The 26,430-nt window shown below is 72.2% G+C and carries 24 protein-coding genes, 1 tRNA gene and 1 pseudogene; 7 read left to right on the top strand and 19 right to left on the bottom strand.

All coding sequences use genetic code 11. From position 1 onward, the window contains the following. Positions 1 to 40: 40 nt before the first annotated feature. From hisS to QRN23_RS04315, 7 genes are all read right to left on the bottom strand, one after another. Entirely contained in the window at positions 41 to 1,282 is a 1,242-nt protein-coding gene (hisS, locus tag QRN23_RS04345) for a histidine--tRNA ligase (RefSeq protein WP_285062705.1), read from the bottom strand. Positions 1,283 to 1,535: 253 nt separating this feature from the next. Further along, a complete protein-coding gene (locus QRN23_RS04340) occupies positions 1,536 to 2,117 on the bottom strand; it encodes a TetR/AcrR family transcriptional regulator (protein WP_056048830.1) in 582 nt (193 codons plus the stop codon). 307 nt (positions 2,118 to 2,424) lie between these two features. After that, positions 2,425 to 3,345 carry a MazG nucleotide pyrophosphohydrolase domain-containing protein gene (locus tag QRN23_RS04335; RefSeq protein ID WP_285062702.1) on the bottom strand — a complete coding sequence of 307 codons (921 nt, stop codon included), beginning with the start codon at positions 3,343 to 3,345 and terminating at the stop codon, positions 2,425 to 2,427. Positions 3,346 to 3,347: 2 nt separating this feature from the next. Next, complete coding sequence (gene mfd, locus QRN23_RS04330) at positions 3,348 to 6,959, bottom strand: transcription-repair coupling factor (RefSeq protein ID WP_285062701.1); 3,612 nt, start codon at positions 6,957 to 6,959, stop codon at positions 3,348 to 3,350. Positions 6,960 to 7,112: 153 nt separating this feature from the next. After that, positions 7,113 to 7,703 carry an aminoacyl-tRNA hydrolase gene (gene pth, locus QRN23_RS04325; RefSeq protein WP_285062699.1) on the bottom strand — a complete coding sequence of 197 codons (591 nt, stop codon included), beginning with the start codon at positions 7,701 to 7,703 and terminating at the stop codon, positions 7,113 to 7,115. 60 nt (positions 7,704 to 7,763) lie between these two features. Next, positions 7,764 to 8,399 (bottom strand): 50S ribosomal protein L25/general stress protein Ctc, encoded by a 636-nt coding sequence (locus tag QRN23_RS04320; protein WP_056048841.1) that lies wholly within the window; start codon positions 8,397 to 8,399, stop codon positions 7,764 to 7,766. 296 nt (positions 8,400 to 8,695) lie between these two features. After that, positions 8,696 to 9,238: a gluconokinase gene (locus QRN23_RS04315; protein WP_236557034.1), complete on the bottom strand. Its 543-nt coding sequence runs from the start codon at positions 9,236 to 9,238 to the stop codon at positions 8,696 to 8,698. A 201-nt stretch (positions 9,239 to 9,439) separates the two neighbouring features. Between QRN23_RS04315 and gnd the strand changes: the two genes are divergently transcribed. Beyond that, entirely contained in the window at positions 9,440 to 10,843 is a 1,404-nt protein-coding gene (gnd, locus tag QRN23_RS04310) for an NADP-dependent phosphogluconate dehydrogenase (RefSeq protein ID WP_123571738.1), read from the top strand. Positions 10,844 to 11,735: 892 nt separating this feature from the next. On the opposite strand, the gene QRN23_RS04305 is transcribed toward gnd, so the two are convergent. The 4 genes from QRN23_RS04305 to QRN23_RS04290 all read right to left on the bottom strand — a co-directional run bounded on the left by QRN23_RS04305 (position 11,736) and on the right by QRN23_RS04290 (position 14,963). Beyond that, the gene (locus QRN23_RS04305; RefSeq protein ID WP_056048844.1) at positions 11,736 to 12,713 is read right to left on the bottom strand and encodes a ribose-phosphate diphosphokinase; all 978 of its coding nucleotides are present in this window, start codon (positions 12,711 to 12,713) and stop codon (positions 11,736 to 11,738) included. Between the two features lie 41 nt (positions 12,714 to 12,754). After that, the gene (gene glmU, locus QRN23_RS04300) at positions 12,755 to 14,188 is read right to left on the bottom strand and encodes a bifunctional UDP-N-acetylglucosamine diphosphorylase/glucosamine-1-phosphate N-acetyltransferase GlmU (RefSeq protein ID WP_056048847.1); all 1,434 of its coding nucleotides are present in this window, start codon (positions 14,186 to 14,188) and stop codon (positions 12,755 to 12,757) included. 121 nt (positions 14,189 to 14,309) lie between these two features. Further along, positions 14,310 to 14,798: a DUF4126 family protein gene (locus tag QRN23_RS04295; protein WP_285062697.1), complete on the bottom strand. Its 489-nt coding sequence runs from the start codon at positions 14,796 to 14,798 to the stop codon at positions 14,310 to 14,312. 93 nt (positions 14,799 to 14,891) lie between these two features. Beyond that, positions 14,892 to 14,963, bottom strand: a tRNA-Gln gene (locus tag QRN23_RS04290). Positions 14,964 to 15,089: 126 nt separating this feature from the next. On the opposite strand from QRN23_RS04290, the gene QRN23_RS04285 reads away from it, so the two are divergent. Beyond that, on the top strand, positions 15,090 to 15,584 hold the full coding sequence (locus QRN23_RS04285; protein WP_123571605.1) for a MarR family winged helix-turn-helix transcriptional regulator: 495 nt from the start codon (positions 15,090 to 15,092) through the stop codon (positions 15,582 to 15,584). A gap of 51 nt (positions 15,585 to 15,635) precedes the next feature. Here QRN23_RS04285 and QRN23_RS04280 read toward each other — a convergent pair whose 3' ends face one another. The 6 genes and pseudogenes from QRN23_RS04280 to QRN23_RS04260 all read right to left on the bottom strand — a co-directional run bounded on the left by QRN23_RS04280 (position 15,636) and on the right by QRN23_RS04260 (position 20,371). Then, positions 15,636 to 16,970, bottom strand: coding sequence for an ABC-F family ATP-binding cassette domain-containing protein (locus QRN23_RS04280; RefSeq protein WP_402752482.1), 1,335 nt, complete (start codon positions 16,968 to 16,970; stop codon positions 15,636 to 15,638). 11 nt (positions 16,971 to 16,981) lie between these two features. Beyond that, a pseudogene (locus QRN23_RS15505) lies at positions 16,982 to 17,384 on the bottom strand (ATP-binding cassette domain-containing protein); the annotation flags it as partial. A gap of 122 nt (positions 17,385 to 17,506) precedes the next feature. Next, a complete protein-coding gene (locus QRN23_RS04275) occupies positions 17,507 to 18,001 on the bottom strand; it encodes a molybdenum cofactor biosynthesis protein MoaE (RefSeq protein ID WP_082460591.1) in 495 nt (164 codons plus the stop codon). Then, positions 17,998 to 18,588: a MogA/MoaB family molybdenum cofactor biosynthesis protein gene (locus QRN23_RS04270; RefSeq protein WP_192122790.1), complete on the bottom strand. Its 591-nt coding sequence runs from the start codon at positions 18,586 to 18,588 to the stop codon at positions 17,998 to 18,000. The genes QRN23_RS04275 and QRN23_RS04270 overlap by 4 nt, the downstream gene beginning before the upstream one ends. Next, positions 18,585 to 19,097 carry a cyclic pyranopterin monophosphate synthase MoaC gene (gene moaC, locus QRN23_RS04265; protein ID WP_056048856.1) on the bottom strand — a complete coding sequence of 171 codons (513 nt, stop codon included), beginning with the start codon at positions 19,095 to 19,097 and terminating at the stop codon, positions 18,585 to 18,587. The genes QRN23_RS04270 and moaC overlap by 4 nt, the downstream gene beginning before the upstream one ends. Beyond that, positions 19,094 to 20,371, bottom strand: a complete 1,278-nt coding sequence (locus tag QRN23_RS04260) for a molybdopterin molybdotransferase MoeA (protein WP_192122791.1) — start codon at positions 20,369 to 20,371, stop codon at positions 19,094 to 19,096. The genes moaC and QRN23_RS04260 overlap by 4 nt, the downstream gene beginning before the upstream one ends. 38 nt (positions 20,372 to 20,409) lie before the next feature. Between QRN23_RS04260 and QRN23_RS04255 the strand changes: the two genes are divergently transcribed. The 5 genes from QRN23_RS04255 (at position 20,410) to QRN23_RS04235 (ending at position 24,549) form a co-directional block, all read left to right on the top strand. Continuing rightward, positions 20,410 to 21,324, top strand: a complete 915-nt coding sequence (locus QRN23_RS04255) for an MTAP family purine nucleoside phosphorylase (RefSeq protein WP_200413436.1) — start codon at positions 20,410 to 20,412, stop codon at positions 21,322 to 21,324. Then, entirely contained in the window at positions 21,321 to 22,418 is a 1,098-nt protein-coding gene (locus QRN23_RS04250; protein ID WP_285062694.1) for an NAD-dependent epimerase/dehydratase family protein, read from the top strand. The genes QRN23_RS04255 and QRN23_RS04250 overlap by 4 nt, the downstream gene beginning before the upstream one ends. An 81-nt stretch (positions 22,419 to 22,499) precedes the next feature. Further along, positions 22,500 to 23,168, top strand: coding sequence for a glycosyltransferase family 2 protein (locus QRN23_RS04245; protein ID WP_285062693.1), 669 nt, complete (start codon positions 22,500 to 22,502; stop codon positions 23,166 to 23,168). Next, the gene (locus QRN23_RS04240; RefSeq protein WP_285062692.1) at positions 23,165 to 23,851 is read left to right on the top strand and encodes a TIGR04282 family arsenosugar biosynthesis glycosyltransferase; all 687 of its coding nucleotides are present in this window, start codon (positions 23,165 to 23,167) and stop codon (positions 23,849 to 23,851) included. Before QRN23_RS04245 ends, QRN23_RS04240 begins: the two co-directional genes overlap by 4 nt. Further along, complete coding sequence (locus tag QRN23_RS04235) at positions 23,848 to 24,549, top strand: class I SAM-dependent methyltransferase (protein ID WP_159827177.1); 702 nt, start codon at positions 23,848 to 23,850, stop codon at positions 24,547 to 24,549. The genes QRN23_RS04240 and QRN23_RS04235 overlap by 4 nt, the downstream gene beginning before the upstream one ends. Here the strand turns inward: QRN23_RS04235 and QRN23_RS04230 are convergent. Continuing rightward, positions 24,498 to 25,004 (bottom strand): hypothetical protein, encoded by a 507-nt coding sequence (locus tag QRN23_RS04230; RefSeq protein ID WP_192122793.1) that lies wholly within the window; start codon positions 25,002 to 25,004, stop codon positions 24,498 to 24,500. The two genes, QRN23_RS04235 and QRN23_RS04230, sit on opposite strands and share 52 nt — an antisense overlap. Further along, complete coding sequence (locus tag QRN23_RS04225; RefSeq protein ID WP_056048872.1) at positions 25,001 to 26,359, bottom strand: molybdopterin-dependent oxidoreductase; 1,359 nt, start codon at positions 26,357 to 26,359, stop codon at positions 25,001 to 25,003. Before QRN23_RS04225 ends, QRN23_RS04230 begins: the two co-directional genes overlap by 4 nt. Between the last annotated feature and the right edge of the window lie 71 nt (positions 26,360 to 26,430).

The raw sequence follows: 26,430 nt of genomic DNA, 5'->3' as shown, positions 1-26,430 counted from the left end.
CCTCCTGCCCTGGTTCGTGGCGAGGAGCCGTCGGCATCGGTCAGCCGATCGTGCGGACCTCGAGGTCGGCGGCCGACTCGCCCCCGCGCACGGTGACGAAGCGGCCGAACCCCACCGCCGCCAGTCCGTCGAGCTGGTTGGTGAAGTTCTTGGCCTTCTTCTCGAGGCGCACGCGCCGTTCGCCGCCCGCCAGCAACGCGCGCTGCAGGGCGAGCAGCTCGACCGGTTCGACCTTCTTGTCGTAGACCACCGCGAGCCCCTCGTCGCCGTCGGTCTCGAGGGTCACGAGGTCGACGAGGCGTTCGAAGCCGAGGGAGAAACCGGCCGCGGGCACGTCGCTGCCCAGGAAGCGGCCGATCATGCCGTCGTAGCGACCGCCGCCGCCGAGGGAATAGGGCACGTCCGGGTGGGCGATCTCGAAGATCGTGCCCGTGTAGTACCCCATGCCGCGGACCAGGGTCGGATCGAACTCGAGGGTGGAGCCCGGCAGCGCCTCGCGCAGCGCGACGAGGTCGGTGAACGCCGCACGGTCGAGCCACGGGACGTCCGTGGCCTCACCGGTGGCCCAGGAGGCGCCGGCCAGCTGGGTGAGCGCCTCGCCGAGACCCGGCGTGGTGACGCCGAGGTCGGCGAGTTCGGCGACGACGCCGTCGACGCCGATCTTGTCGAGTTTGTCGACGACGATCAGCGCCTGGTCGGTCAGCGCCTCGGGTACCGCCCAGTGGGCGAGCATCGCCAGCAGGATGCGGCGGTCGTTCACGCGGATCGTCGTGCCGGTGAGGCCGAGGGCGTCGAGAACGGCGGTCGTGGCCTGGATCAGTTCGATCTCGGCCAGCGGCCCGGCCTCTCCCAGGACGTCGATGTCGCACTGGACGAACTGGCGGTAGCGGCCCTTCTGCGGACGCTCGGCCCGCCACACCGGGGCGATCTGCACGGAGCGGAAGACCGTCGGCAGCTCGGCTCGGTGCGACGCGTAGAAGCGCGCGAGCGGCACCGTCAGGTCGAAGCGGAGTCCGAGGTCGGCGAGTCCGAGCACGCTCTCGGCCGATCGCAGGTCGTCGAGGTCGAGGCCCCGCCGGAGGACGGCGAAGACCTGCTTCTCGTTGTCTCCCCCGAGCCCGGAATGGAGGCGCGAGCTCTCTTCGACCACGGGCGTCTCGATCTCGTCGAAGCCGTAGGAGCGGTAGACGCCTCGGATGACCGAGAGCACGCCCTCGCGGCGCCTCTTGTCGGCGGGCAGGTGGTCGCGCATACCGCGCGGCGGGTTGACGGGGGTCGGCATGAGGACATCATCCCAGAGACGCCGCACCCCTGACGTCGGCACCGACTTGCAGGCATGTCACATTCTACGTTATGGTTTTCTCGGGTGGTCGGCGCGAATCGGGTTGCGTGTCGGTCACACCACTCGGCCCTCCCTTCCCTGCGGTGAGGGCCCTGGCCGGGCCGGGCGCTGAGCGCTCGGCCCGGTTCAGCCCGACCCGACGCCCGCCGACACCATCAGGTTCCACCCACCCCGAGGCCGACGGCGAGCAGGGTCAGTGCTGAGGAACGCGCGAGACGAGGGTCTCGACGGCATGCTTGTACGCTGCGGACGCACGACGTCCGTCCCCCGAGACGATGGCGTCGTACTGCAGGCCGAACAACGCATCGACGAAGACCCGCGCCGCGACCTTGGCCTCGGCCGGCGCGACCCCGTTCGCCGAGACCCAGCCCGCCACGTGGTCGACCCACCGTCCGACCGCCCCGCGAGCGGTGCCGCCGACCTCGCCCGCCACGGTCTCGAGCAGGGCCGCCTCGAGCTCGAGGCGGTGCAGGTCTCGGCCCCGCTCGGTGGTGACCTCGTGCCAGACCTTGGCCAGGTGCTTGCCGAAGGCCTCGCGGTCGAGCTCGGAGACCGCGACCGACAGCAAGGCGTCGTTGCGGGCGACGACCGCGCGGACGATCTCGGCGATGAGCTCAGCCCGGTTGCCGAAGTGGTAGACGAAGACGTACGTGCTGACCCCCAGGGCCTCGGCCAGGGTGCGGAACGACACGGTGGCGAGGGAGCGACCCCGGAGGTGCTCGAGGATCTGGCCGAGGAGCTCGGGCTTGCGGGTGGGATCAGGCTTGCGAGGCATGGTGCCGCTCCTTCGTGCCGACGAGTCGTACTCGCCCTGCGCGGTCGCCGTCGTCGTAGTGGACCATAACAGACGTCTGTCGTGGCCGACCGGTCGGTCGACCGGCACCCGCGAGGCCCCCCCGAGCACCCCGGGCGGGACGCCGAGTGGACCGACATGTCGTCTTTTGACATGTCAACACACATCCTCTACATTGAGGACACCACTCGGACCCCACCGGGTCGCTGCCCCTCGGGCCGACCCTCTGGTGGACGAGCGCCGGCCTCGCCACTCATTCGGGTTGAGCGGGCGACGCCGAGGTGCCCCCTCATTCGGGTTGAGGGGGCACCTGCTCGACGGGACGGCCCTCGATCGTGCCGCCTCCGGCCTGGACGCCCCCGGGTTGCCCGCCTTGGGGCTGCTCGTCTTCCGCCTGGCCGCCCTCGAGCTGCCCGCCTCCGGCCGGTTCGGCCTCGTCTCGCCGAAGCAGCATCTCGCGCTCGCGCACGGCGGCCCGAAGCGCGCGCTCGGCGTCCATGCCCCGATCGGTGGCCTCGTCGACCTGCGCGAGCAATGCTCGGCCCCACGCGAGTTCGCGCGACTCGGCCCGGGCGTCCGTCGCCACCGTGCCCGTCACCTCCGTGCCCGTCACCTCCGTGCCCGTCACCTCCGTGCCCGACGTCGTGGTCGGTGCCCGATCGGGCTCGGGGCGGACGCCACCTGCGGCAGCCCGTCGCGCATCGAGCTTCTGGGCGCGGGCGAGAGCGGGCTGCCCGACGGGGACGCCGTCGTAGGCACTCGTCCGCTGCGACTTCTCGCCGGCCTTCGCCGCCGACCAGAGTTGGACGATCTCGTCGACGTCGTCGGCCCGGTCGGCCCCGAACACGTGGGGGTGACGCCGCACGGTCTTCTCGGCGACGTCACGCACGACGTCGGCGAGGTCGAACGACCCCGAGGAGGCGCGGGCGGCGAGGGCCCCGTGCAGGACCACCTGGTACAGCACGTCCCCGAGCTCCTCCCGGACGTCGTCCGAGGTGCCGTCCTCGATCGCCTCGACGAGCTCGTAGGTCTCTTCGACGAGGTAGGTCACCAGGGACCGTGGGGTCTGCGCACGGTTCCAGGCGCATCCGCCCTCGTCGGCGAGGAGGGCGTCGACCACGCGGACGAGCTCGTCGAGCCGAGCGCCCGCCCCGGGTTCGGAGGCGACCCGCGCCTCCTCGTCGTGGGCTCCGTCCGGGCGACCCGACACGGTCAGCTCGCCGCGGCCGTGTCGGTCGCCGGACGCGCGACCGGGGCCGCGTAGATCGCCGACAGCAGCTGCTCGACCCAGACGATCAACTCGTCGTCGCTCGGTGCCTGCCCGTGGGCTCGCGGCAGGGGCACGCTGACGGCGTTCGTCTGTGCAAACCACCGCGCACCCGGGTACATCCGCTGCAGACGGACCTGCATGCTGTCGGGCAGGTCGACGCCCGAGACCCGCAGGTTGCTGCCCATGACCACGACCTCGCTGAGGCCGGCCTTCTGGGCCGCCCGACGCAGGCGGGAGACCTCGATCAGCGCCAGCACGGGTGCCGGGGGCTCACCGTAACGGTCGGTGAGTTCGTCGAGCACCGAGTCGATCTGGTCGTCGGTGGAGGTGGGCGAGCTGGCCGTCGAGAGCTTCTGGTAGGCCTCGAGGCGCAGCCGCTCGCTCTCGACGTACTCTTCGGGGACGTGGGCGTCGACCGGGAGTTCGAGCCGGAGTTCGGTCTGCCCCTCGGCGACGTCCCCGCGGAAGGAACTGACGGCCTCACCGATCATGCGGAGGTAGAGGTCGAAACCGACCCCGGCGATGTGCCCCGACTGCTCTCCGCCGAGCAGGTTGCCGGCCCCACGGATCTCGAGGTCTTTCAAGGCGACCTGCATGCCCGCACCGAGCTCGTTGTTGGCGGCGATCGTCTCGAGCCGGTCTTGTGCGGTCTCGCTGAGCGGCTTGTCGGCGTCGTAGAGGAAGTACGCGTAGCCGCGCTCCCGGCCTCGACCCACCCGCCCACGCAGCTGGTGCAGCTGGCTCAGACCGTACTTGTCGGCCCGGTCGATGATCAACGTGTTGGCGTTGGCGATGTCGAGACCGGTCTCGATGATGGTGGTCGACACGAGGACGTCGAACTTGCGCTCCCAGAAATCGACCATCACCTGCTCGAGCGTCGACTCGGCCATCTGGCCGTGGGCGACGGCGACGCGGGCCTCGGGCACGAGCTCGGCGATCTGCGCCGCGATGCGGTTGATGCTCGACACGCGGTTGTGCACGTAGAACACCTGGCCCTCGCGCAGCAGCTCGCGCCGGATCGCGGCGGCTTTCTGCCGGTCGCTCTCGGGGCCCACGAAGGTGAGGATCGGGTGGCGGTCCTCGGGCGGGGTGGCCAGGGTCGACATCTCGCGGATGCCCGTGACGGCCATCTCGAGCGACCGCGGGATCGGGGTCGCCGACATGGCCAGGATGTCGACGTTGGTCTTGAGCTTCTTCAGGGCGTCCTTGTGTTCGACGCCGAAACGCTGCTCTTCGTCGATGATGACGAGGCCGACGTCCTTGTACGAGATGCCCTCGCTCAACAGTCGATGAGTACCGATGACCATGTCGACGGTGCCATCGCCGAGCCCGGCGATCGTCTCTTTGGACTCTTTCGCCGACTGGAACCGGCTGAGGCTCCGGAGGTGCACGGGGAACCCGGCGAAGCGATCGCTGAAGGTGTCGAAGTGCTGTTTCACGAGCAGGGTCGTCGGGACGAGCATGACGACCTGCTTGCCGTCCTGGATGGCCTTGAACGCCGCTCGGACGGCGACCTCGGTCTTGCCGTAGCCGACGTCGCCCGAGAGCAGGCGGTCCATCGGGATCGGGCGCTCCATGTCGGCCTTGATCTCGTCGATGGTCGTGAGCTGGTCGGGGGTCTCGGCGAACGGGAACGCCTCTTCGAGCTCGCGCTGCCACGGGGTGTCGGGCGGGAACGCGTGGCCCTTGCTCGCCATGCGGGCCGAGTAGAGCTTGACCAACTCGACAGCGATGTCGCGGACGGCCTTGCGCGCCTTGCCCTTGGCGGCCGCCCAGTCCCCGCCGCCCATCTTGCTGAGCGTCGGGGCCTCGCCACCCACGTAGCGGCTGAGCAGGTCGAGCTGGTCGGTCGGGACGTAGAGCTTGTCGCCGGGGTAACCGCGCTTCGAGGGCGCGTACTCGAGCACGAGGTACTCGCGAGAGTGCTTGACGGCGTTCTTGCCACCGCTCGACACCTCGCGGCTGGTGAGCTCGAGGAACTTGCCGATGCCGTGGGTCGAGTGCACGACGACGTCGCCCGGCTTGAGCTGGAGGGGATCGACGACGTTCTTGCGTCGGGTCGCGAGCTTCTTGACCTGACGCGAGTCGTAGTTGGCCGAACGGCCGTAGAAGTCGGACTCGCCGAGGACGGCGATCTTGGACTCCATCAGTTCGAAACCGGCCTCGACACCACCGGCCACGAGGTGGACGACGCCGGGTTCGAGGGTCTCGGGGAGGCTCTCCTCGAGGCGAGCGGCGACCTCACGTTCGGCGAGGACGTCTCGGGCCCGCTCGACGAGCCCCGTGCCGCGGGCCGTGACGACGACGGACCAGCCGTCGCGCACGCGCTCGACGACGTGCTCGAGCGCCCCCTCGGCGTGCCCGCTGAAGCTCGGGACGACGGCCGCGTCCACGCGGACGTAGTCGCCGGCCGCCGCGACCGCCTCGTCGTCGGACAGGACCTCGCCCGAGTCGAAGCCGCTCATCGTGAACCAGGACCGGTCGCCCGCCGCGTCACGCAGGTCGCGGAGGGTGAGGAAGTCACCCGAGTCGAGGTCGATGGGCGCGTCGGCACCGGCCGTCGCGGCGTTCCAGGCGGCCGACAGGAACTCGCGGTTGGTCTCGGCCAGGCTCTGGGCGCGCGACACGACCCGCTCGGGCGAGAGGACGACGATGGAGGCGCCGGCCGGCAGGTAGTGGGTCACCGGCACCAGCCGGTGCACCAGCGCCGGTGCCAGGCTCTCCATGCCCTCGACCGGGATGCCCTCGGCGATCTTCGCGAGCATCTGCGAGAGGCTGGGGAACTCGTGCTGCATCTCGCGAGCCCGTTGACGGACCGCCTCGGTGAGCAGCATCTCGCGACTCGGCGGCAGCTCGACCGACGTGACCTCGCCGTCCAGGCTTCGCTGGTCGGCCACGGAGAACCGACGGATCTGGTCGACCTCGTCGCCGAAGAAGTCGACGCGCACCGGGTGTTCGGCCGTGGGCGGGAACACGTCGAGGATGCCGCCGCGGACGGCGAACTCGCCACGGCGGGTGACCATGTCGACCCGGGCGTACGCCAGGTCGACGAGATGGACGGCGATGCCCGAGAGGTCGTGGCCGCGCTCGCCCACGGTGAGCCGCACGGGCTCGAGCTCGACGAGGTTGTCGCTGAGCGGCTGGAGGGCGGCGCGCACACCGGCGACGACGACGATGGGGCGGACGGAACCCGGCGCCTCGGCAGCTTCCTGCCGCCAGGTGGCGAGACGCCGCAGGGCGTGGATCCGCTTGCCGACCGTCTCGGCGCTGGGGCTGAGACGTTCGTGGGGCAGGGTCTCCCACGCGGGGAACTCGATGACCTCGGCCTCGGGCAGGTAGCTGGTGAGCGACCCCCGCACCGCCTCGGACTCCCGACCCGTGGCCGTGACGACCAGCATCGCCTGCGGACCCTCGCGACGGTCGAGCAGACCGGCCAGCAGGGGAACGCGGAGGCCGTCGACGACGGAGAAATCGGTGCTGCGTGCGGCCCGGTCGAGGGCGGCAGAGAACGTGGAGGCGCGCGAGAGCGCCTGGATCAAGCCCGCGAGTATCACCCGCACGATGTTACGCGGCACCACCGACACCGCGGTCGGGGTTCGCTGTCGGCGACACCGGGAGGTGACCGGAGGCCGGTCACCGGCGGGACCGGTCCGCTCGTCGCGGTCCGCGACTCGACCACGTCCGTGGTCGGTCGGGCTCGGGACGCGTCAGCTCTTCGCGGTGTGGAACTTCAGCTGCGCCGCGGTCAGTCCGTCGGTGGCGATCATCTCGACCGCGTCGGCCGCGTCGGCGACCAGGAACGGAAGTTCTTTGCGTTCGGTGGAGGAGAAGTCCTTGAGGACGAAGTCGGCGGCTGGCTGCCTGCCGGGCGGACGGCCGATGCCGACCCGAACCCGGGTGAACTCGTTCGACCCCGTGGCGGCGATGATGTCGCGGATGCCGTTGTGGCCGCCGTGGCCGCCACCGTGCTTCAGCCGGACGACGTCGAAGTCGATGTCGAGCTCGTCGTGGACGACGATGAGCCGCGACACGTCGAGGTCGTGGTACTTCAACAGTGCCTGCGTCGGCCCGCCCGAGACGTTCATGAAGGTCGCGGGCCTGGCCAGCACGAAGCGAGGGCCGCCGGGAGCGGTGCGCCCCTCGGCGACCGTCGCGTTCGTGCGGTGGTTCTTGAACCCGGTGGAGAGTCGGTCGGCCAGTTCGGCCAGGACCATCTGCCCCACGTTGTGCCTGTTGCCGGCGTAGCCGGGCCCGGGGTTGCCGAGCCCGACCACGAGCCACTGGTCGTCGAGTGCCATCGTCGTGGTCGTCGTTCTCTCAGTGGGTCTGCGCCGGCAGGGTGTTCGAGCTGCGTCGTGTTACTCGGAGCGCTCTTCGTCCTCGATGGACTCGACGTCGCCCTCGGCCTCGGCGGCCTCGCCGTCCTCGTCGGAGACCGCGTCGGTCGTCAGGTCGAGCTGGGGCACCGAGACGGCGAGCACGAGGGTCTCGGGCTCGCTGACCAGGGTCGCGCCCTTGGGCAGCACGAGGTCGGCGGCCGAGATCTGGGCGCCCTCTTCGAGGCCCTCGATCGAGACGACGACGTTCTGCGGGATGTGCGTGGCCTCGACCTCGAGCTCGACGGCGTTGAGCTCGACGACGTGGATCGTGCCGGGAGCCGACTCGCCCTCGACGTGCACGGGCACCTCGACGGTGACCTTCTCGCCCTGGCGGACGACGATGAGGTCGATGTGCTCGATGGTCTGCTTGACCGGGTCGCGCTGGATGTCCTTGACGAGGGCGAGCTGGTTCGTGCCCTCGATGTCGAGCGTGATGACGGCGTTGGCACGACGCGTGATCAGCATGGTCTCGTGACCGGGCAGCGTGACGTGCTGGGGGTCGGTGCCGTGGCCGTAGATGACCGCGGGGATCTGGTCCTTGGCACGGATCTTGCGGGCCGCGCCCTTGCCGAAGCTGGTGCGCACGAGGGCGCTGAGGTTGTTCTGGTCGGACATGTCGTCTCCTTGCAGGGGCCGTGACGGCCCGGGGGTGTGTGGTCGGTGTCAACTCGAACGCGAATCGCGTGAGGAAGGACCCGCAACCCGAGGGGTGCCGCCCGAAGGACGATCACCGCTGCACGAGTGGTGCGTGAGCACCGAGCGCCTGCCTACCGCGTCGATCACGGGTGCCGGAGCACCCCTCGCCGAGGTTCAGCTGCCAAGGCTACACGTCGGCCGGGCGTGTCGCCAACCCGCGCCTCCTCGGCTCGTCCGTCCGCGAGGGCGCCCCCTCAGCGCCCGAGTCGGGCTCGTCAGTGCCCGAGCTCGCCTCGTCGCACGGCCCCGAGGTGGGCCGTCACGGCCGCCACGACGTCGTCGGGACCGGGCTCCACGTCGACCTCGAAACCGGCCTCGTCGTCGGTCAGCGGCTCGAGGGTGGCGAACTGCGACTCCATCAGGCCGGCCGGCATGAAGTGCCCCTTGCGCTCGCGCTGACGTCGGGCGACGAGGTCGCGCACGCCGGTCAGGTGCACGAACCGGAGGCGCGGGTCGCCTTCCCGCAGGACGTCGCGGTACGCCTTCTTCAGCGACGAGCAGGCGACGACCACCGAGTCGTCGCCCGCCGCGGCGATGCGGTCGGCGACGATGCGGAGCCACGGCCACCGGTCGTCGTCGTCGAGCGGCTGCCCGGCGGCCATCTTGAGCCGGTTGGCCTCGGGGTGCAGGTCGTCGGCGTCGACGAACGGGACGCCGAGGGTCTCGGCCAACAGCTCGCCCACGGTCGACTTGCCCGATCCGGAGACCCCCATCACGACGACGGGCGGGAAGGGAGCGGGGTGGGGCTGATCGGTCACGGACGGCCTTCGATCGGGGAAACGGTTGCGTCAACCCTAGGCGAGCCGCCGTGGAGGGGTACGGACGGAGCCTGTCGGACGCTCGGCACCGAGGCATAGTCTGCGAACACCACCGACCGAGAAGGAGGCACCGTGACCGAACACGGAGCAGCATCGCAGTCCACCGCCCAGGCGAACATCGGAGTCGTCGGCCTGGCCGTCATGGGCTCGAACCTGGCGCGCAACCTCGCCAGTCGCGAGGGCAACACGGTCGCCGTCTACAACCGCTCCCCTGAGCGCACCGACACCCTCATGGACGAGCACGGTGACGCCGGGTTCATCGCCTCGAAGTCGATCGAGGACTTCGCCGCATCCCTGCAGAAGCCGCGCACCGCGATCGTCATGGTGCAGGCCGGTCGCGGCACCGACGCCGTCATCAGCCAGCTCGCCGACGTGTTCGACGAGGGCGACATCATCGTCGACGGCGGCAACGCGAACTTCCAGGACACCCGCCGACGAGAGGCCGCCCTCAAGGAGCGCGGACTGAACTTCGTGGGCGCCGGCATCTCGGGCGGCGAGGAAGGCGCCCTGAAGGGGCCGTCCATCATGCCCGGCGGCTCGAAGGAGGCCTACGAGACGCTCGGCCCGATCCTGGCGTCGATCGCCGCGGTGGCCGAGGGCGAGCCCTGCGTCACGCACGTCGGGGCCGACGGCGCGGGCCACTTCGTCAAGATGATCCACAACGGCATCGAATACGCCGACATGCAGCTCATCGCCGAGTCGTACGACCTGCTGCGCCGGGTGGGCGGCCACGAGCCCGCCGCCATCGCCTCGGTCTTCGAGGAGTGGAACACGGGCGAGCTCGAGTCGTACCTGATCGAGATCACGGCCGAGGTGCTCCGCCAGACGGACGCCAAGACGGGCGGCCCGCTCGTCGACTCGATCGTCGACCAGGCCGGCTCCAAGGGCACGGGCGTCTGGACCGTGCAGAACAGCGTCGGGTTGGGTGTGCCGGTCGGCGGGATCGCCGAGGCCGTCTTCGCCCGCGCCGTGTCGTCGAAGCCCGCCCAGCGCTCGGCCGTGCAGAAGACCCTGCAGGGACGGCCCGAGATCCAGGAGGCCGGCGACGGCTTCGAGGACGACGTGCAGAAGGCGCTCTACGCCTCGAAGATCGTCGCCTACGCCCAGGGCTTCGACGCCATCATCGCCGGTGCCGACGAGTACGACTGGGACATCGACAAGGGCGCCATCGCCAAGATCTGGCGCGGCGGCTGCATCATCCGGGCACAGTTCCTCAACCGCATCGTCGACGCCTACGAGAAGGACGCGTCGATCGCGACCCTGCTCGAGGACGACTACTTCGCCGCGGCCGTCCGGGACGGCGAAGAGGCCTGGCGCCGCATCGTGGCCAAGGCCGCCCTCTCGGGCATCCCCGTGCCCGGGTTCGCCTCGGCCCTGTCGTACTACGACTCGCTCGCCTCCGAACGCCTGCCTGCCTCCCTCATCCAGGGGCAGCGGGACTTCTTCGGGGCACACACCTATCAGCGCGTCGACGAGGAGGGTACGTTCCACACCCTCTGGTCGGGCGACCGGTCCGAGATCGAGACGGAGCCGTCGACCCACTGACGGGTGCAGGGGCGCTCACCGCGCCTCCTGCGTCCTGACGGGCGTGCCCGTCGATGCGGTGCCGCTGCGGCGGGCGGCATCAGGCACGCCCGTTCGTCGTTCCGCCGCAGCGGATCTCGGAGCTTCCGACGTCGACGTAGACAACTCAGGAGAACGGCCGCCGAATCGGCCCTCTGGAGGCGCGGCGCAGCCGAACTCCTGAGTTGTCGACTTCGCACGGGCAGGTCGCGGGCCAGGCGGGCCGCTCGGGCCGGGCCGTGGCCTGCCGATCGGGTGACCCAGGCGGCACGGGCCGGGCGGGTCGAGCAGACCCACGTCGGCAAGTCAGGAGAACGACCGCCAAGACGGCGCGCAGGACGCGCGGCGCAGCCGGACTCCGGAGTTGCCGACTTCGCGCGGGCAGGTCGCGGACCAGGCGGGCCGGGCCGCACGCAGCCAGGCCCCACGCCGCCCGCGTGGCCAATTCGGGAGAACGTCCGTCGAAACGGCCCGCAGGAGGCGCAGCACAGCCGAACTTCGGAGTTGCCGACATCGGACGAGCAAGCCGGGCCGGTCGGGGCCGAGCGGCCGGGTGGGGTCGAGCAGGTCCCCGTCGGCAAGTCAGGACAACGACCGCCGGAACGGCGGGCAGGAGGCGCGGCGCAGCCGGACTCCGGAGTTGCCGACATCGGACGAACAGGCCGGGCCGGTCGGGGCCGAGCGGCCGGGCCGTCGGGTCCGAGCGGCCGGGCCGGTCGGGGCCAGGCGAGCCGAGCGGTCGGAGCCAGGCGAGCCGAGCGGTCGGGGCCGAGCGGCCGGGCCGGTCGGGGCCAGGCGAACCGGGCGGTCGGGGCCAGGCGGGTCGGGCCGGTCGACTCCGTGCGCCGAGGCGACGGGAGGTGTCGGGCGGGGGCTAGGCGGCGCCGTCGAACATCGAGGTGACCGAACCGTTGTCGAAGACCTCGTGGATCGCCCGGGCGATCAGCGGGGCGATGGGCAGGATCTCGAGCTTGTCGAACTTCTGGTGCTCGGTGAGCGGCAGGGTGTCGGTGACGACGACCGAGTCGATGAACTCGCTGTTGAGGATCTCGGGGGCGGGGTCGCTGAAGACCGCGTGGGTCGCGGCGACCACGACGCCGATCGCGCCGTTGGCCTTGAGCGCCTCGGCGGCCTTGACGATGGTGCGACCGGTGTCGATCAGGTCGTCGACCAGCAGGCACACGCGACCCGAGACGTCGCCGACGATCTCGTGGACGGTGACCTGGTTCGGCACCAACGGGTCACGGCGCTTGTGGATGATCGCGAGGGGGGCGTCGAGCTTCTCGCTCCAGATGTCGGCGACGCGGACGCGCCCCATGTCGGGCGAGACCACCGTCAGGGTGGTGTTGTCGAGCTTGGCGCGGAAGTGCTCGAGCAGCACGGGCATGGCGAAGAGGTGGTCGACCGGGCCGTCGAAGAAGCCCTGGATCTGCGGGGCGTGCAGGTCGACGCTCATGATGCGGTGCGCTCCGGCCGCCTTGAAGAGGTCGGCGACGAGCCGGGCGGAGATCGGCTCGCGACCCCGGCCCTTCTTGTCTTGCCGGGCGTACGGGTAGAACGGCGCCACGACGGTGATGCGCTTCGCCGAGGCCCGCTTCAGGGCGTCGACCATGATCAGCTGTTCCATCAGCCACTCGTTGATCGGCGCCGAGTGGGACTGGATGACGAAGGCGTCCGAGCCACGGACGCTCTCGTCGAAGCGGGCGTAGAGCTCGCCGTTGGCGAAGGTGCGGGCGTCGGTCGGGATCAGCTCGCTGCCGAGCTCGGCGGCGATCTGGTTGGCCAGTTCGGGGTGCGCACGCCCCGAGATCAGAACGAGTCGGTTCTCGCCGGTGATCTTGATTCCGGACACGTCACTCGCTCTCCGGCCCCGAGGGGCCAACCCGACCGGGTTCAGTCGGTCGTTCGTTCGGCGCGAGCGGCGGCCTCGGCAGCCGCCGAGCCGGGGCGGTTCGCCTCGACCCATCCGCTCGCATTGCGCTGTGGAGCGATGCTCAAGGCCAGGGCACCGGCCGGCACGTCTTTGCGGACGATCGTTCCGGCGCCTGTGTACGCTCCGTCGCCAATCCTAACGGGGGCGACGAAGACGTTGTGCGACCCGGTGCGGACGTGCGACCCGACCTCGGTGCGGTGCTTGTCCACGCCGTCGTAGTTGGCCGTGATGGTGCCGGCGCCGATGTTCGACCCCTCGCCCACCTCGGTGTCGCCCACGTAGCTGAGGTGGGGCACCTTCGACCCGGCGCCGATCTGCACGTTCTTGGTCTCGACGAAGGTGCCGATCTTGCCGTCGGCGGACAGGAGCGTGTTGGGACGCAGGTACGCGAACGGCCCGACGGAGGCGCGGGCACCGATGACGGCGAGCGTCGCGTCCGTGCGCTTGACGGTCGCCCCCTCGCCCACCTCGGTGTCGACGAGGGTGGTGTCGGGGCCGACGACCGCGCCCGGGGCGATGTAGGTCGCGCCGCGGAGCTGGGTGCCCGGCAGCAGTTCGACGTCGGGGCTGAGGGAGACGTCGCGGTCGATCCAGGTGGTCTGCGGGTCGACGATCGAGACGCCTTCGCGCTGCCAGTGCTCGACGATGCGGTCGTTCAGCCGACGGGCCGCGGCGGCGAGCTGCACGCGGTCGTTGATGCCCTCGAGGCGCCACGTCTCGTCGATCGCCCGTGCTGCGACGACCTCGCCGGCACCGGTGAGCAGGCCGACCATGTCGGTGACGTACTTCTCGTTCTGCGCGTTGGCCGACCCGATGCGCGGCAGGTGGGTGCGCAGGGCGGCGACGGTGAAGACGTAGGTGCCCGAGTTGATCTCGCGCACGGCCCGCTCGTCGTCGGTGGCGTCCTTGTGCTCGACGATGCGGTCGACGTCGCCCGACTCGCGGCGGACGACCCGCCCGTAGCCGGTGGCGTCGGGCAGCACGGCACTCAGCAGCGTCGCCGAGGCGGAGGCGGCACGGTGCTGGTCGAGCAGGGCGGTGAGCGTCGCGTGGTCGAGGAAGGGCACGTCGGCGCTGACGACCACGACGTCGCCGGTGAACTCGGCGGGCAGCGCCTCCACCGCTTGTTCGACGGCTCGACCGGTGCCGGGCACGTCGTCCTGATCGACGACGAGCGCGTGCGGGGCGGTGTCGAGCACGCTCGCGACGACCAGGTCGCGCTCGTGCCGCACCACGGCGACGAGGTGGTCGGGCCGGAGCGCGCCGGCGCTCTCGAGCACGTGCTGGATCAGCGGCAGCCCCGCCAGGCGGTGCAGGACCTTCGGGGTCGAGGACTTCATGCGGGTGCCCTGCCCTGCGGCGAGGACGACGACGGCGAGCTGGCGTTCGGGCATGGTGCTCCTTGGTGAGGGGTGGCGCGTGATCACCGCCGATCCTCCCACGGGAGGCCGCCCGACCACGGGTCACCCGCCCGGCGTGGGGACGCCGCCGACGCCGAGACGAGGTGGGGAGGAGTCAGCGGGAGCGGACGACGGCGACCGAGCCCGAGACCGCGACGGCGTCCTCGACGAGCGCGACGGCGACGTCGGGCAACCCGGTCTTCTCGACGACGGCCTTCCGTGCCCGGTAGAAGAGCCAGCTGCCGACGAAGGCGCCGGACGCCCCGGCGAGCGCTGCGGCCACGGGGGTGCCCCGACGGCCGGTGCCTGCCATCGCGATCCCCGCGACGGCGCCGGAGACCGCGCGACCGAACAGCGGGCCGGCACCGACCCGGCTCGGCGTGGCCGGCAGCTTGTCGCCGACGAGCTCACCGACGCCCGCGGCCACCAGGGCACCGCGGCCGAGGGGTGAGCGGAACAGGCGCCAGCGCTGCCAGGGGCCCCGCGCCTCCTGGGCGTCGTGGTTCAGGGCCAGGACGGCGAGCGGCGTCGCCGAGCGCGACCCGCTGAGGACGCCGAGCAGGACGGCCCGGACGAGGGATGGCGTGGGATCGGTCTTCGACATGGCTGGAGTCCTCGTCGTCGGATGGACGCCGGGGCGCCCGCGGTCGGGGCGGGACGGACCCGACGAGCCGACCGCGACCTGCGACGCTCGGGGCTCCGCCACCAGGATTCGAACCTAGACCTAACAGCTCCAAAGGCTGTCGTGCTGCCGTTACACCATGGCGGACCGCGCGTGCGCGCCGGTCCATTCTGCCAGACCACGACTCGACCGAGGTGCCCGCGCGGGGCGACGGGCCCGCCGGGCCGCACCGCGCCTCCCGCACCCGACGACGGCCTCGGGCATGATGGGCGGATGCCCGAGCAGGACGAGGTCGACCGCATCGTCGAGGCGTGGCGCCACGAGCGACCCGACCTCGACTTCGCGCCGCTCCAGGTGCTCTCGCGCGTCGGGCGGCTGTCGAAGCACCTCGATCGCGCCCGTCGCGAGGCGTTCACCGCCAGCGACCTCGAGTCGTGGGAGTTCGACGTGCTCTCGGCGCTGCGTCGGGCCGGCGACCCCTACCAGCTGAGCCCCAAGACGCTGCTGCAGCAGACCCTCGTCTCGAGCGGCGCGATGACCAACCGCATCGACCGGCTCGTGGCCCGCGGCCTGGTCGAACGCCGCACCGACCCGAACGACGGCCGGGGCATCCTGGTCACGATGACGGGCGACGGACGGCGCGCGGTCGACGCCGCGATCGAACGTCTCGTCACGGCCGAGGACGCCCTGCTCAGCGACCTCAGCGACGACGACCGCCGCCGGCTGACCGACCTGCTGCGGACGCTGAGCCTCACGCTCGGCGACTGAGTCGGGTCGACCGGCGGAGCACGCCGGCCCGCTCGCCCGCTCGCCCGCTCGCTACGCCAGCAACTCGCTCAGCTCGAGCCAGCGCACCTCGAGCTCGCCCGTCTTGTGGTCGAGCGCCGTCAGCTTCGCCTGCAACGCGGCCAGGCCGTCGAAGTCGGACTGGTCGAACGAGGCGAACTGGGCCAGCAGGGTCTCGCGCTCGCCCGAGGCCTTCGCGAGCTTGCGGTCGATCGATCCGAGCTCTTTCTCGGCGTTGCGCTTCTCGGCTCCCGACAGGCCGGAGGCGGCGGCCGAGGCCGCGACGGACGCCGAGGCCCCCTGGACGGCCGTCGGGCGGTCGGTCGCGCCTCCTTGGTTCTGGGTCGCCTCGCGACGCAGCTGCAGGTACTGGTCGACGCCCCCGGGCAGGTGCCGGAAGCGGCCCTCGAGCACGGCGTACTGCTGGTCGGTGACGCGCTCGAGCAGGTACCGGTCGTGCGAGACGACGAGCAGGGTGCCGGGCCAACCGTCGAGCAGGTCCTCCATCGCGGCGAGCATGTCGGTGTCGAGGTCGTTGGTGGGCTCGTCGAGGATGAGCACGTTCGGCTCGTTCAGCAGGATCAACAGGAACTGCAGGCGGCGCTTCTGGCCACCGGACAGGTCTTTGATGGGGGTCTGCAGCTGGGCGCTGGTGAAGCCGAGGCGCTCGAGCAGCTGCCCGGGCGTCATCTCTTTGCCCCCGGTGACGTACGAGGTGCGCTGCCGGCCGATGACGTCGTTCACCCGCTCGTGCGCGACCTCGTGGAGGTCGGCGAGCTGCTGGTCGAGGATCGCGAACTTGACCGTCTTGCCCTGTTTGACGCGCCCCTCGGTGGGGGCGATGGCCCCGGTGACGACCTTCAGCAGCGTCGACTTGCCGGCACCGTTCACGCCGAGCACGCCGGTGCGCTCCCCCGGCGCGATGCGCCACTCGACGTCCTGCAGCACGCGCTTGTCGCCGAACGAGACGCCGACCTCGACGAGGTCGACGACGTCCTTGCCGAGGCGAGCGGTCGCCATCTGCGACAGCTGGACGGCGTCACGCACGGGCGGCTCGTCGGCGATCAGTTCGTTGGCCGCGTCGATGCGGAACTTGGGCTTGGTCGAGCGCGCCGGGGCCCCGCGACGGAGCCAGGCGAGCTCTTTGCGCATGAGGTTCTGGCGCTTGGCCTCGGAGGCGGACGCCATGCGGTCCCGCTCGACGCGCTGGAGCACGTAGGCCGCGTAGCCGCCCTCGAAGGGTTCGACGATGCCGTCGTGGACCTCCCAGGTGTCGGTCGAGACCTCGTCGAGGAACCACCGGTCGTGGGTCACGACCACGAGGGCGCCCGAGTTCGTCGACCAGCGACGCGAGAGGTGCTGCGCCAGCCAGGCGACGCCCTCGACGTCGAGGTGGTTGGTGGGCTCGTCGAGGAACAGGACGTCCCAGTCGCCGACGAGCAGGGTCGCGAGGGCCACGCGTCGACGCTGACCTCCGGAGAGGTCCTCGACCCGCGCCTCCCACGGGATGTCGGTGGCGAGGCCCGAGATGACGTCGCGGATGCGCGCGTCGCCGGCCCATTCGTGCTCGTCGCGGTCGCCGACGATCAGGCTGCCGACCGTGGCGCCCTCGGGCAGGACGTCGCGCTGGTCGAGCATGCCGATGGTCAGGCCGCGACGGGTCGTGACACGACCGTCGTCGGGTTCGAGCCGACCCGCGAGCACCGACATGAGCGTCGACTTGCCGTCACCGTTGCGGCCGACGACACCGATGCGGGAGCCCTCGTCGATGCCGAGGGTCACCCCGTCGAGGACGACCTTGGTCGGGAATTCGAGACGGAGGTTTTCTGCGCCGAGTAGATGAGCCACCACAGAAGCGTAGACGGCCCGGGCCGGGCGGCCGACTCGACGGTGCGCGACCGGGGTCAGCCCAGCGACGCCACCCACTCGTCCGAGCCGTCGGTGAACTCCTGGCGCTTCCAGATCGGGGTGCGGGCCTTGACCTCGTCGACGAGCGCGGCGCAGGCCGCGAACGCCTCGGCGCGGTGGGCCGACGCCACCGCGCAGGCCAGCGCGACGTCGCCCACGACGAGGTCGCCGTAGCGGTGCTCGACCGCGATCGCGACCTCGGGGTGCGCCTCGGCCACGGCGACCGCGACCTCGTGGATCACCTCGGTCGCCGTCGGATGCGCCTCGTAGTGCAGCGCCTCGACCCCCCGCCCCTCGTCGTGGTCGCGGACGACGCCCTCGAACGTCACGACCGCCCCGGAGGCGCGGCTCGTCACGAGCGCGGAGCACTCGGCCACCGACACGGTCACGTCGACGACGCGGGCGAGCAGCACGCGCTCGGAGGCGGGAGGCGCGGCGGGCGCCCCGGCGGAGGCGCCGCCGGGCAGGAGGGTCGGATCGTCGGTGGTCATGCGGCCCCCTCGGGACTGGGATGGCGGTTCTGGGCGTGGTCGACCCCGTGCAACTGGTCGACCACGTGGTCGAGGACGTCCTCGAGGACCGCGAGCCCGTCGCGCACCCCGCCGCGCGAGCCGGGCAGGTTGACGACGAAGGTGCCGCCGGCCACGCCCGCGAGCCCCCGGGAGAGGACGGCCAGGGGCGTCGAGGCCGCACCCCTGCGCCGGAGTTCTTCGGCGATGCCGGGCAGTTCGCGGTCGAGCAGCGGCAGGGTCATCTCGGGCGTCGCGTCGGTCGGCGACACCCCGGTGCCGCCGGTGGTGACGACGGCGTCGACGCCCCACTCGAGGGCGGCCTCGAGCACCGCGCCGACCGGTTCGCCGTCGGCCACGACGACGGGCCCCTCGACCAGCCACCCCCGCGCGACGAACCAGTCGCGGATGACCGGCCCGGTCGTGTCGTCGGCGGTGCCGGCGGCGGCCCGGGTGGACGCCACGACGACGACGGCCCGACGGCGCGCGGTCTCGTCGGGCGCGGTCACGCCGGGCGCGGTCACGCCGGGCGCGGTCACGTCGGCCGTCTCGTGCGGGGCGCCGCTCATCGCGACCAGTCCCCCGACTTGCCGCCCTGCTTGTCGAGCACCTTGATCTCGCCGATCACGGCGAGCGCGTCGACCGCCTTGATCATGTCGAAGAGGGTCAGGGCCGCGACGGACGCCGCGGTCAGGGCTTCCATCTCGACCCCGGTGACGCCCCGGGTCGAGACGCGGGCGATCACGGTGACCTGCGCCTCCGTGGTCTCGAAGTCGACGGTGATCGCGCCGAGCGGCAGCGGGTGGCACAGCGGGATGAGCGTCGGCGTCTGCTTGGCCGCCAGGATGCCGGCGATGCGGGCCGTGCCGAGGGCCTCGCCCTTGGGCAGCGATCCGTCGACCAGTCGCGCGACGACGTCGGGCCGGGTGGTCAGCACGGCCTGGGCGGTGGCGATCCGCTTCGTCTCGGACTTGCCGGTCACGTCGACCATGTGCGCGGTGCCGTCCTCGCGCACGTGCGAGAGCGGGGCGTCGGTCGGGGCGTCGGTCGGCGGCACGTCGGGCGGGGTCGGGGTCATCGGTCGGCCTTCTCGTGGGGGGCGGGGTCGTCGAGCGCCCAGACCTCGACCCGGTCGTCCGCGTCGACGCGGTCGACCCCGACGGGGATCGAGACGAGCACGGTGGCCTCGGCGTGGGCGGCGAGCAGGTGCGAGCTCGGCCCGCCGACGAGGTGGGCGCGCCCGTCGACGTCGACCCGGCCGCGACGCAGCTGGTGCTTGCCGACCGGCGAGTCCACGGGGTGCGCCATCGGCACGGTCCATCGCCGTCGGGGCAGGCCGACGCCGGTGACGCCCTGCAGGGCGGGGCGCAGGAAGGCCTCGAACGACACGAGCGAGCTGACGGGGTTGCCGGGGAAGCAGACGACGGGCAGCTCTCGGTCGTGCACGCGGATCGTCCCCCAGCCCTGCGGCCCGCCCGGTTGCATGGCGACCGGACCGAACGTGACGCCGGCACCCTCGAAGGCGTCGCGGACGACCTCGTAGGCACCCGCGCTGACCCCGCCGCTCGTGAGCACGAGGTCGACCTCGTCGGCGTGGCGGGCGACGACGGCGAGCAGGGCGGCCGCGTCGTCGGTCACCCGGGCGGAGGTGACGACGACGCCGACCTCGGCGAGCCCCGCGGCCAGGGCGACGCCGTTCGCGTCGTGGATCTGGCCGGGCCCGAGCGGGGCACCGGGTGCGGCGAGCTCTTCGCCGGTCGACACCAGCAGGAGGCGCGGGCGGCTCCGTACCTCGACCGCGTCGATCCCGGAGGCGGCGAGCACGCCCCACCGCGCGGGCGTCAGTCGCGTCCCGGCCGCGAAGAGCACGGAACCCGCGGCGACGTCGCTGCCCGCGGCGCGGACGAAGGCCCCGGCGGCGACGCCCGGCGGCACCTCGACGACGGCCTCGACGCCCACGGGAGGGAAGGCGTCCGGCGAGACCTTCTCGATGGGCACGATCGCGTCGGCACCGGCGGGGACGGCCGCGCCGGTCATGATCGGGGCCGCGGCGCCGGAGACCAGGTCGGGGGCGGCCCGCCCGGCGGGGATGCGCGCCGCGACCCGGAGGCTGGTGGGCGCGTCCGGGTCGAGCCCGGCGGTCGAGACGGCGTAGCCGTCCATCTGCGAGTTGGCGAAGGGCGGCAGGTCGATCGGGGCGACGACGTCGGCGGCGAGGACGCGGTCGCGGTACCGGTCGGAGCGCGAGGCGAGCGCCTCGGGGCTCACCACCAACGCGTCGACCGGACGGGCCCGCACGGCCGCCTCGACGACGGCCGTGACCTCGGCGAGGTGGGTCTCGATGGTGCGCACGCGGTTCCTCTCGGGCGATCGTCAGTAGCGTATCGGGGGTGACCGACCCCGCGACCGAGCCCGACGTCCCCCAGCCCACCCGCGCCTCCTCGGGGCCGCCGCCCGTCGACGTCGCCGTCATCGGCGGATCGGGGCTGTACTCGCTCTTCGCCGAGGGCGAGGCGACCCGGCACGTCGTCGAGACGCCCTACGGCCCGACCTCGAGCGAGGTGACGATCGGCGAGTTGGGCGGCAAGCGCGTGGCCTTCCTCACCCGGCACGGCGCGGGCCACGCGGTGGCGCCGCACCTGATCGACTACCGGGCGAACGTGTGGGCACTGGCGTCGCTCGGCGCGAAGGCCATCGTGTCGTCGTCGGCGGTCGGCGGGGTCAGCCCCGACGTCGCCCCCGGCACCATGGTCGTGACCGACCAGTTCATCGACCGCACCTGGGGACGACGCGACACGTTCTTCGACGTCGAGGGGCAGGTTCAGCACCTGATCGCCGCCGACCCGTTCGACCCCGTGCTCCGGACCGCGGCGATCGCGGCCCTCGAGGCGCAGGGTGAGCCGTTCTCCCCGACCGGCACCTGCGTGGTGATCCAGGGGCCGCGGTTCTCGACCCGGGCCGAGTCGCTGTGGTTCCGGGCCGCGGGCGCGCACACGGTCAACATGACGATGTACCCCGAGATCCCGCTCACCCTCGAACTCGGCATGGGAGCCGTCAACCTCTCGTACGTGACCGACAGCGACGCCGGCCTGGCCCCGGCCGAGGGCGACGCACCCGATGCCGACGCCGTGAGCGCCTCGCTCGTCTTCGAACGGCTCGCGGCCGCCCAACCGCGCATCGTCGCGGCCATCGAGTCGATCGTCGCCGCGATGCCCGGCGACTACTCGCCCCGCGAGCTCATGCCGCCCGGGGCGGTGGCCGAGGTGCTCGCCCGGCCCGTCTCGGATCGGAAGGCCGCGCGGTGAGCGCGACCGGCGCCTCCTCGTCCACCGACGGCCCGGGCCTGCTGCTCGTCACCGGTGGGGCCGGCTTCATCGGGTCGGCGATCGTCGACCTCGCGCTCGACCGCGGCTGGCGCGTGCGCGTGCTCGACTCCCTGCGGCCCGACGTGCACGGCGGCGAGCCGACCGTCGACCCGCGCGTCGACTTCGTGCACGGCGACGTGCGGGACGCCGAGACCGTCGACCGGGCACTCGCGGGCGTCGACGCGGTCTGTCACCAGGCGGCCAAGGTCGGGCTCGGCGTGGACTTCCAGGACGCGCCCGACTACGTCTCGTCGAACGAGCTCGGCACGGCCGTCGTGCTCGCGGCGATGGACCGCGCCGGCGTCGACCGCCTCGTCGTCGCCTCGTCGATGGTCGTCTACGGCGAGGGCAGCTACCGCACCTCGACCGGTGCGACCGAACGCCCGGCACCCCGCCGCATCGCCGACCTCGACGCGGGCGTCTTCGACCCGCGTGACGAGGCGGGTGAACTGCTCGAGCCGCAGCTGATCGGCGAGGAGGCCCCGCTCGACCCCCGCAACGTCTACGCCATCACGAAGCTGACGCAGGAGCACCTGTCGACCTCGTGGGCGCGCAGCACCGGCGGTCGGGCCGCCGCCCTGCGCTACCACAACGTCTACGGCCCGGGCATGCCGCAGAACACGCCCTACGCCGGCGTGGCCTCGCTCTTCCGCTCCGCCCTCGAACGCGGTGAGGCCCCGCGCGTGTTCGAGGACGGCGCCCAGCGTCGCGACTTCGTCCACGTCCGCGACATCGCGTCCGCCAACCTCGCGGCCCTCGAGTGGACCGCGAACCAGCCGGCCGACACGTTCCGCGCGTTCAACGTCGGCAGCGGAACGGTGCACACGATCGGCGAGATGGCGGAGGCCCTGGCGCGCGAGGCCGGCGGACCGACGCCCGTCGTCACCGGCGAGTACCGCGCGGGCGACGTGCGGCACGTGACGGCGTCGTCGGCGCGGCTGCAGGGCGAGCTGGGCTGGCGACCGAGCGTGACCTTCGAGCAGGGCATGCACGAGTTCGCCTCGGCCCCGCTGCGCGCCGCGGTCGTCCGCTAGGCGGGCGGGGCCGCCCCCCGTTCGGGTGCGCACCGCCCGCTCCCATCACCTTCATGGGATCGCATCCGTACAGTCGAGAGGATGAGTAGCCCCCGAGTCGACGTCGTGCTTCCCTGTCTCGACGAAGAAGGCGCGTTGCCCTGGGTGCTCGGCCGCATGCCCGAGGGCTGGCACGCCATCGTCGTCGACAACGGCTCGACCGACGACTCCGCCCGCGTCGCCGCCGAGCACGGCGCGACCGTGGTGCAGGAGGCGCGGCGCGGCTTCGGCAGCGCCGCCCACGCCGGTCTCGAGGCCGCCACGGCCGACTACGTCGCGTTCTGCGACGCCGACGCGTCGATGGACCCCGCCGACCTCGTCGCCCTCGCCGCCCCCGTGATGGCCGGTGACGCCGATCTCGTCCTCGGCCGCCGGCGCCCGACGACCCGGGGCGCCTGGCCGGTGCACGCCCGCATCGCCAACCTCGCCCTCTCGCACCTCATGCGGCGGGCCAGCGGCGTCGCCCTGCACGACCTCGGCCCCATGCGCGTCGCGCGGCGCCGGGCACTGCTCGACCTCGACCTGAAGGACCGCCGCAGCGGCTACCCGCTCGAGATGGTGCTGCGCGCGAGCGAGGCCGGCTGGCGGATCGTCGAACAGGACGCGCCCTACTCGCCCCGGGTCGGCCGCAGCAAGGTGACCGGCACCATCCGCGGCACGTCCGTCGCGATCAAGGACATGTCCCGACTCCTGAGGGAGGTCGGCCGATGACGACCCTCGTGGTGATCGCGAAGGAGACGATCCCGGGCAAGGTCAAGACGCGCCTGCACCCCCCGCTCAGCCTCGAGCAGGCCGCCGACGTCGCGGCCGCCGCGATCCAGGACACCCTCGACGTCGTCCGTCGGCTGCCCGCCACGCGTCGCGTGTTGTTGTTCGACGGCAACCGCAGGCCCGTCGGCTCCGAAGACTTCGATGTGATCCCTCAGATCGGTGGCGACCTCGACGCACGCCTCGGCGCCCTCTTCGACGAGGTCGACGGGAAGACCGTGCTGATCGGCATGGACACCCCCCAGGTCACGGTCGAGGCCCTCGCCCCCGTCTTCGACGCGTGGACCGACGACGTCGACGCCTGGTTCGGCCCGGCCAACGACGGCGGTTTCTGGGCCCTGGGACTCTCCCGGCCGACCGGAGACCTGCTGCGCGGCGTGCCGATGTCGCGTGACGACACGGGTGCGCACCAGCTCCGCCGACTCGCCGACGCCGGCCTGACCGTGCGCATGCTGCCCGAGCTCGTCGACGTCGACACGATCGACGACGCCCGCCTCGTCGCGGCCAGCGCGCCTCACAGCCGCTTCGCCGCCGCCCTGCGGCACGCCGAGGCGCACCCCACGACCACCACCACGAACGGCGTCGCCCGCACGACCGATCCCGCCACCGAAGGGGTCACCTCATGACCATCGCCCCCGAACAGCCCGCCACCTTCGGATCAGGAGGCGCGGAGCCGTACGCGCGCGCCCTGCGTCACGAGGGGCTCCTGCAACTCGTCCGCGCGGCCGGCGGTGCCGGACGCCCGGCGTCGCCCCCCGAGGCCGGCGACGACGAGGCGTTCGACGTCGCGCGCTGGAGCGCCGACGCCGACGCGGCCGACCTCACCACCCTCGACGGCGAGACCGGCCCCGTGCTCGACATCGGCTGCGGGCCGGCCCGCATGGTGCGCGCCGCCGTGGACCGCGGCCTGACCGTCCTGGGTCTGGACGTCTCGCCCACGGCCGTCGCGATGGCCCGCGAGGCCGGTCTGCCCGTGGCCGGCGGGTCGGTCTTCGACCCGCTGCCCCGCGAGGGCCAGTGGAACCTCGCGCTGCTGCTGGACGGCAACGTCGGCATCGGCGGCGACCCGACGGCGCTGCTGACCCGCTGCGCCGAGATCCTCACCGCGACCGGTTCGGTCGTCGTCGAGACCGCCCCCGAGGCGTCGCTCGACGACAGCTACGAGGCCCACGTGGTCGACGACCAGGGTCACGCCAGCGCGACCTTCCCCTGGGCGGAGGTCGGCCGCGAGGCCCTGCACCGCCACGCCCGACGCGCGGGCCTGCGGGTCGCTCAGACCTGGTCCGTCGACGGACGCACCTTCTGCCGCCTGCGCGCCAGGTAGAGCGCGACCACAGCGGCCGTCAGCGCCGCGATGACGAGCCACAGCACGGCCAGGCGGAGACCGTAATCGAACGGCAGCACGGTGTCGTTCTTCGGCCCCTTCGCCTTCGCCACGATCTCGGGCACGACGACGAGCGAGAAGATCACCCCGACGACGACCGCGCCCTGCACGATCCAGAGGACCGCGGGCCGGACGCGGCGACCGGTCCGCCGCACGAGCAGCGAGACCGCGGCGACCACGGGGGCGAGCACGGCGTCGTGCACGACGACCGAACCGGCCAGCCAGAGCAGCAGTCCGCCGTACCGGTTCGGGGAGACGGTGTCGGTGAGCACCCAGCCGCCGAGGCCGACGAGGGCCACGCCGAGGGCGATCAGCACCCCGCGCACGACGCGGACGGTGCGCGACGTGCCCGCGCCTCCTGCACTCGACGCGGCCGAGGGCACCCGGGCGCTCACGAGAGCACCTCGATCGAGCTGAGCCACTTGGTCTGCAACACGCCGGGTCGGCCCGGGGCGATCATGCGCGCCGGGTAGCCGTGGTCGATGCTGAGCGGCTCGCCGTTCAGCTCGAGGGCGACCAGGGTGCGCGGGTCGGAGGCGTACTCGGGGCCCATCTCGGTCACGCGGTAGCCACCCTTCTCTTCGAGGCTGGTGAGCCGGAGGCGCTGGTCGGTCGGGGCGCCGGCAGCCGCCAGCAGGTCGACGAGGCGGACGCCGCGCCAGGAGCCGGTCTGGCTCCAGCCCTCGACGCAGGCGATCGGCAGGCGTTCGTCGGCCCCGTCGAACCCGCGCAGCGCGTCGAGCGTGAACGAGGTCGCGACGCCGCCCACCAGGACGTCGAGCCGCCAGTCGGGGTCCATGGCCGTCTCGAGCACCCGGGCGGCGGCGGCCGTGCGGTTGATCGGCAGGTCGTTCGGGCCGAGCCCGCGCTGCCGCGGGCCGAAGGCGTTGAGCGGTGACAGCGGGGCGAAGGACTGCCCGGCCGTGAGCGCGACGACTCCCCCGGTGGCGACGCCGGCGGCGGTGAAGAAGCCGCGGCGGGACACCCGGGCGCGGCCCGGTTCGCGGTCGACCTCGTGTGCGGAGTCGATCCAGCGGAGGACGCGTCCGGTGAGGCCGCGGGCGGGCGCAGGAGGCGCGGCGTGCGGATCACGGTCGCGTCGCGTCCCGTCGGCGTCGCGCACGGCACGGAACCGGGCGAGCTCGGCGGTCGCCTCGCTCTCGGCCACGAACGCGGCGCGGGCCTCGTCGAGCTCGGACGACGGCTCTACGAAGCGCCCCTCGGCGTCGTAGCTGTCCCGCGCCCGCCAGTAGCGGGTGATGAGCGGCAGCTTGACGGCGATGTGGATCGCGAGCGAGCCGATGATGACGAACGACAGGGCGAAGTGCACCTGCTTGAACGGGAACGGCCACGGGTAGTACTGGTACGTGTTCAGCAGGCCGGTGACGAGCTGGAGGATCGACGTCGCCACGAACAGGGCGATGGAGGCGCGCTCGAGCACGTCGACCGGGTGCTTGATCGGCGGGTGCTGGAAGAGCTGCGGGAACACCGAGTGCAGCTTGACCAGCAGCAGGGGGATGCAGGCGATGCCCGCGGTGATGTGGACGCCCTGGCTCACCTGGTAGAGCCAGACGGGACTCGTCGGGAACCGCATCCCGTCGAGCGGCTCCTGCAGGAAGTGGCTGTAGAGCCCGGTCAGCAGGCAGATGACGAACGCGGCGCCGAGGAGGCGACCGAAGACGGTCGCCGACCGGGCGTTGCGGTTCGGCGACGAGGCGGCGCGGCGCGCCTCGTACAGCAGGCGCCTCATGGTGTCGGTCGTCTCATGTGGCTCATCATCTCCGATGTGCACGACTCCCAGGGCCGATTCGGCCAGACTGG

This window comes from Frigoribacterium sp. ME-P-080 (assembly GCF_030209595.1).
Taxonomy (GTDB): domain Bacteria; phylum Actinomycetota; class Actinomycetes; order Actinomycetales; family Microbacteriaceae; genus Frigoribacterium.
This window is presented reverse-complemented; position numbering and strand designations above follow the sequence as displayed.

Bases quoted from the DNA above. Each gene is read 5' to 3' on its own strand.
- QRN23_RS04275 (WP_082460591.1), bottom strand. From the start codon at position 18,001: ATGACCACCGACGATCCGACCCTCCTGCCCGGCGGCGCCTCCGCCGGG.
- QRN23_RS04240 (WP_285062692.1), top strand. From the start codon at position 23,165: ATGACGACCCTCGTGGTGATCGCGAAGGAGACGATCCCGGGCAAGGTC.
- QRN23_RS04340 (WP_056048830.1), bottom strand. From the start codon at position 2,117: ATGCCTCGCAAGCCTGATCCCACCCGCAAGCCCGAGCTCCTCGGCCAG.
- QRN23_RS04235 (WP_159827177.1), top strand. From the start codon at position 23,848: ATGACCATCGCCCCCGAACAGCCCGCCACCTTCGGATCAGGAGGCGCG.
- QRN23_RS04270 (WP_192122790.1), bottom strand. From the start codon at position 18,588: ATGAGCGGCGCCCCGCACGAGACGGCCGACGTGACCGCGCCCGGCGTG.
- QRN23_RS04320 (WP_056048841.1), bottom strand. From the start codon at position 8,399: ATGTCCGACCAGAACAACCTCAGCGCCCTCGTGCGCACCAGCTTCGGC.
- QRN23_RS04295 (WP_285062697.1), bottom strand. From the start codon at position 14,798: ATGTCGAAGACCGATCCCACGCCATCCCTCGTCCGGGCCGTCCTGCTC.
- QRN23_RS04245 (WP_285062693.1), top strand. From the start codon at position 22,500: ATGAGTAGCCCCCGAGTCGACGTCGTGCTTCCCTGTCTCGACGAAGAA.
- pth (WP_285062699.1), bottom strand. From the start codon at position 7,703: ATGGCACTCGACGACCAGTGGCTCGTGGTCGGGCTCGGCAACCCCGGG.
- gnd (WP_123571738.1), top strand. From the start codon at position 9,440: ATGGGCTCGAACCTGGCGCGCAACCTCGCCAGTCGCGAGGGCAACACG.
- QRN23_RS04285 (WP_123571605.1), top strand. From the start codon at position 15,090: ATGCCCGAGCAGGACGAGGTCGACCGCATCGTCGAGGCGTGGCGCCAC.
- glmU (WP_056048847.1), bottom strand. From the start codon at position 14,188: ATGCCCGAACGCCAGCTCGCCGTCGTCGTCCTCGCCGCAGGGCAGGGC.
- hisS (WP_285062705.1), bottom strand. From the start codon at position 1,282: ATGCCGACCCCCGTCAACCCGCCGCGCGGTATGCGCGACCACCTGCCC.
- moaC (WP_056048856.1), bottom strand. From the start codon at position 19,097: ATGACCCCGACCCCGCCCGACGTGCCGCCGACCGACGCCCCGACCGAC.
- QRN23_RS04225 (WP_056048872.1), bottom strand. From the start codon at position 26,359: ATGAGGCGCCTGCTGTACGAGGCGCGCCGCGCCGCCTCGTCGCCGAAC.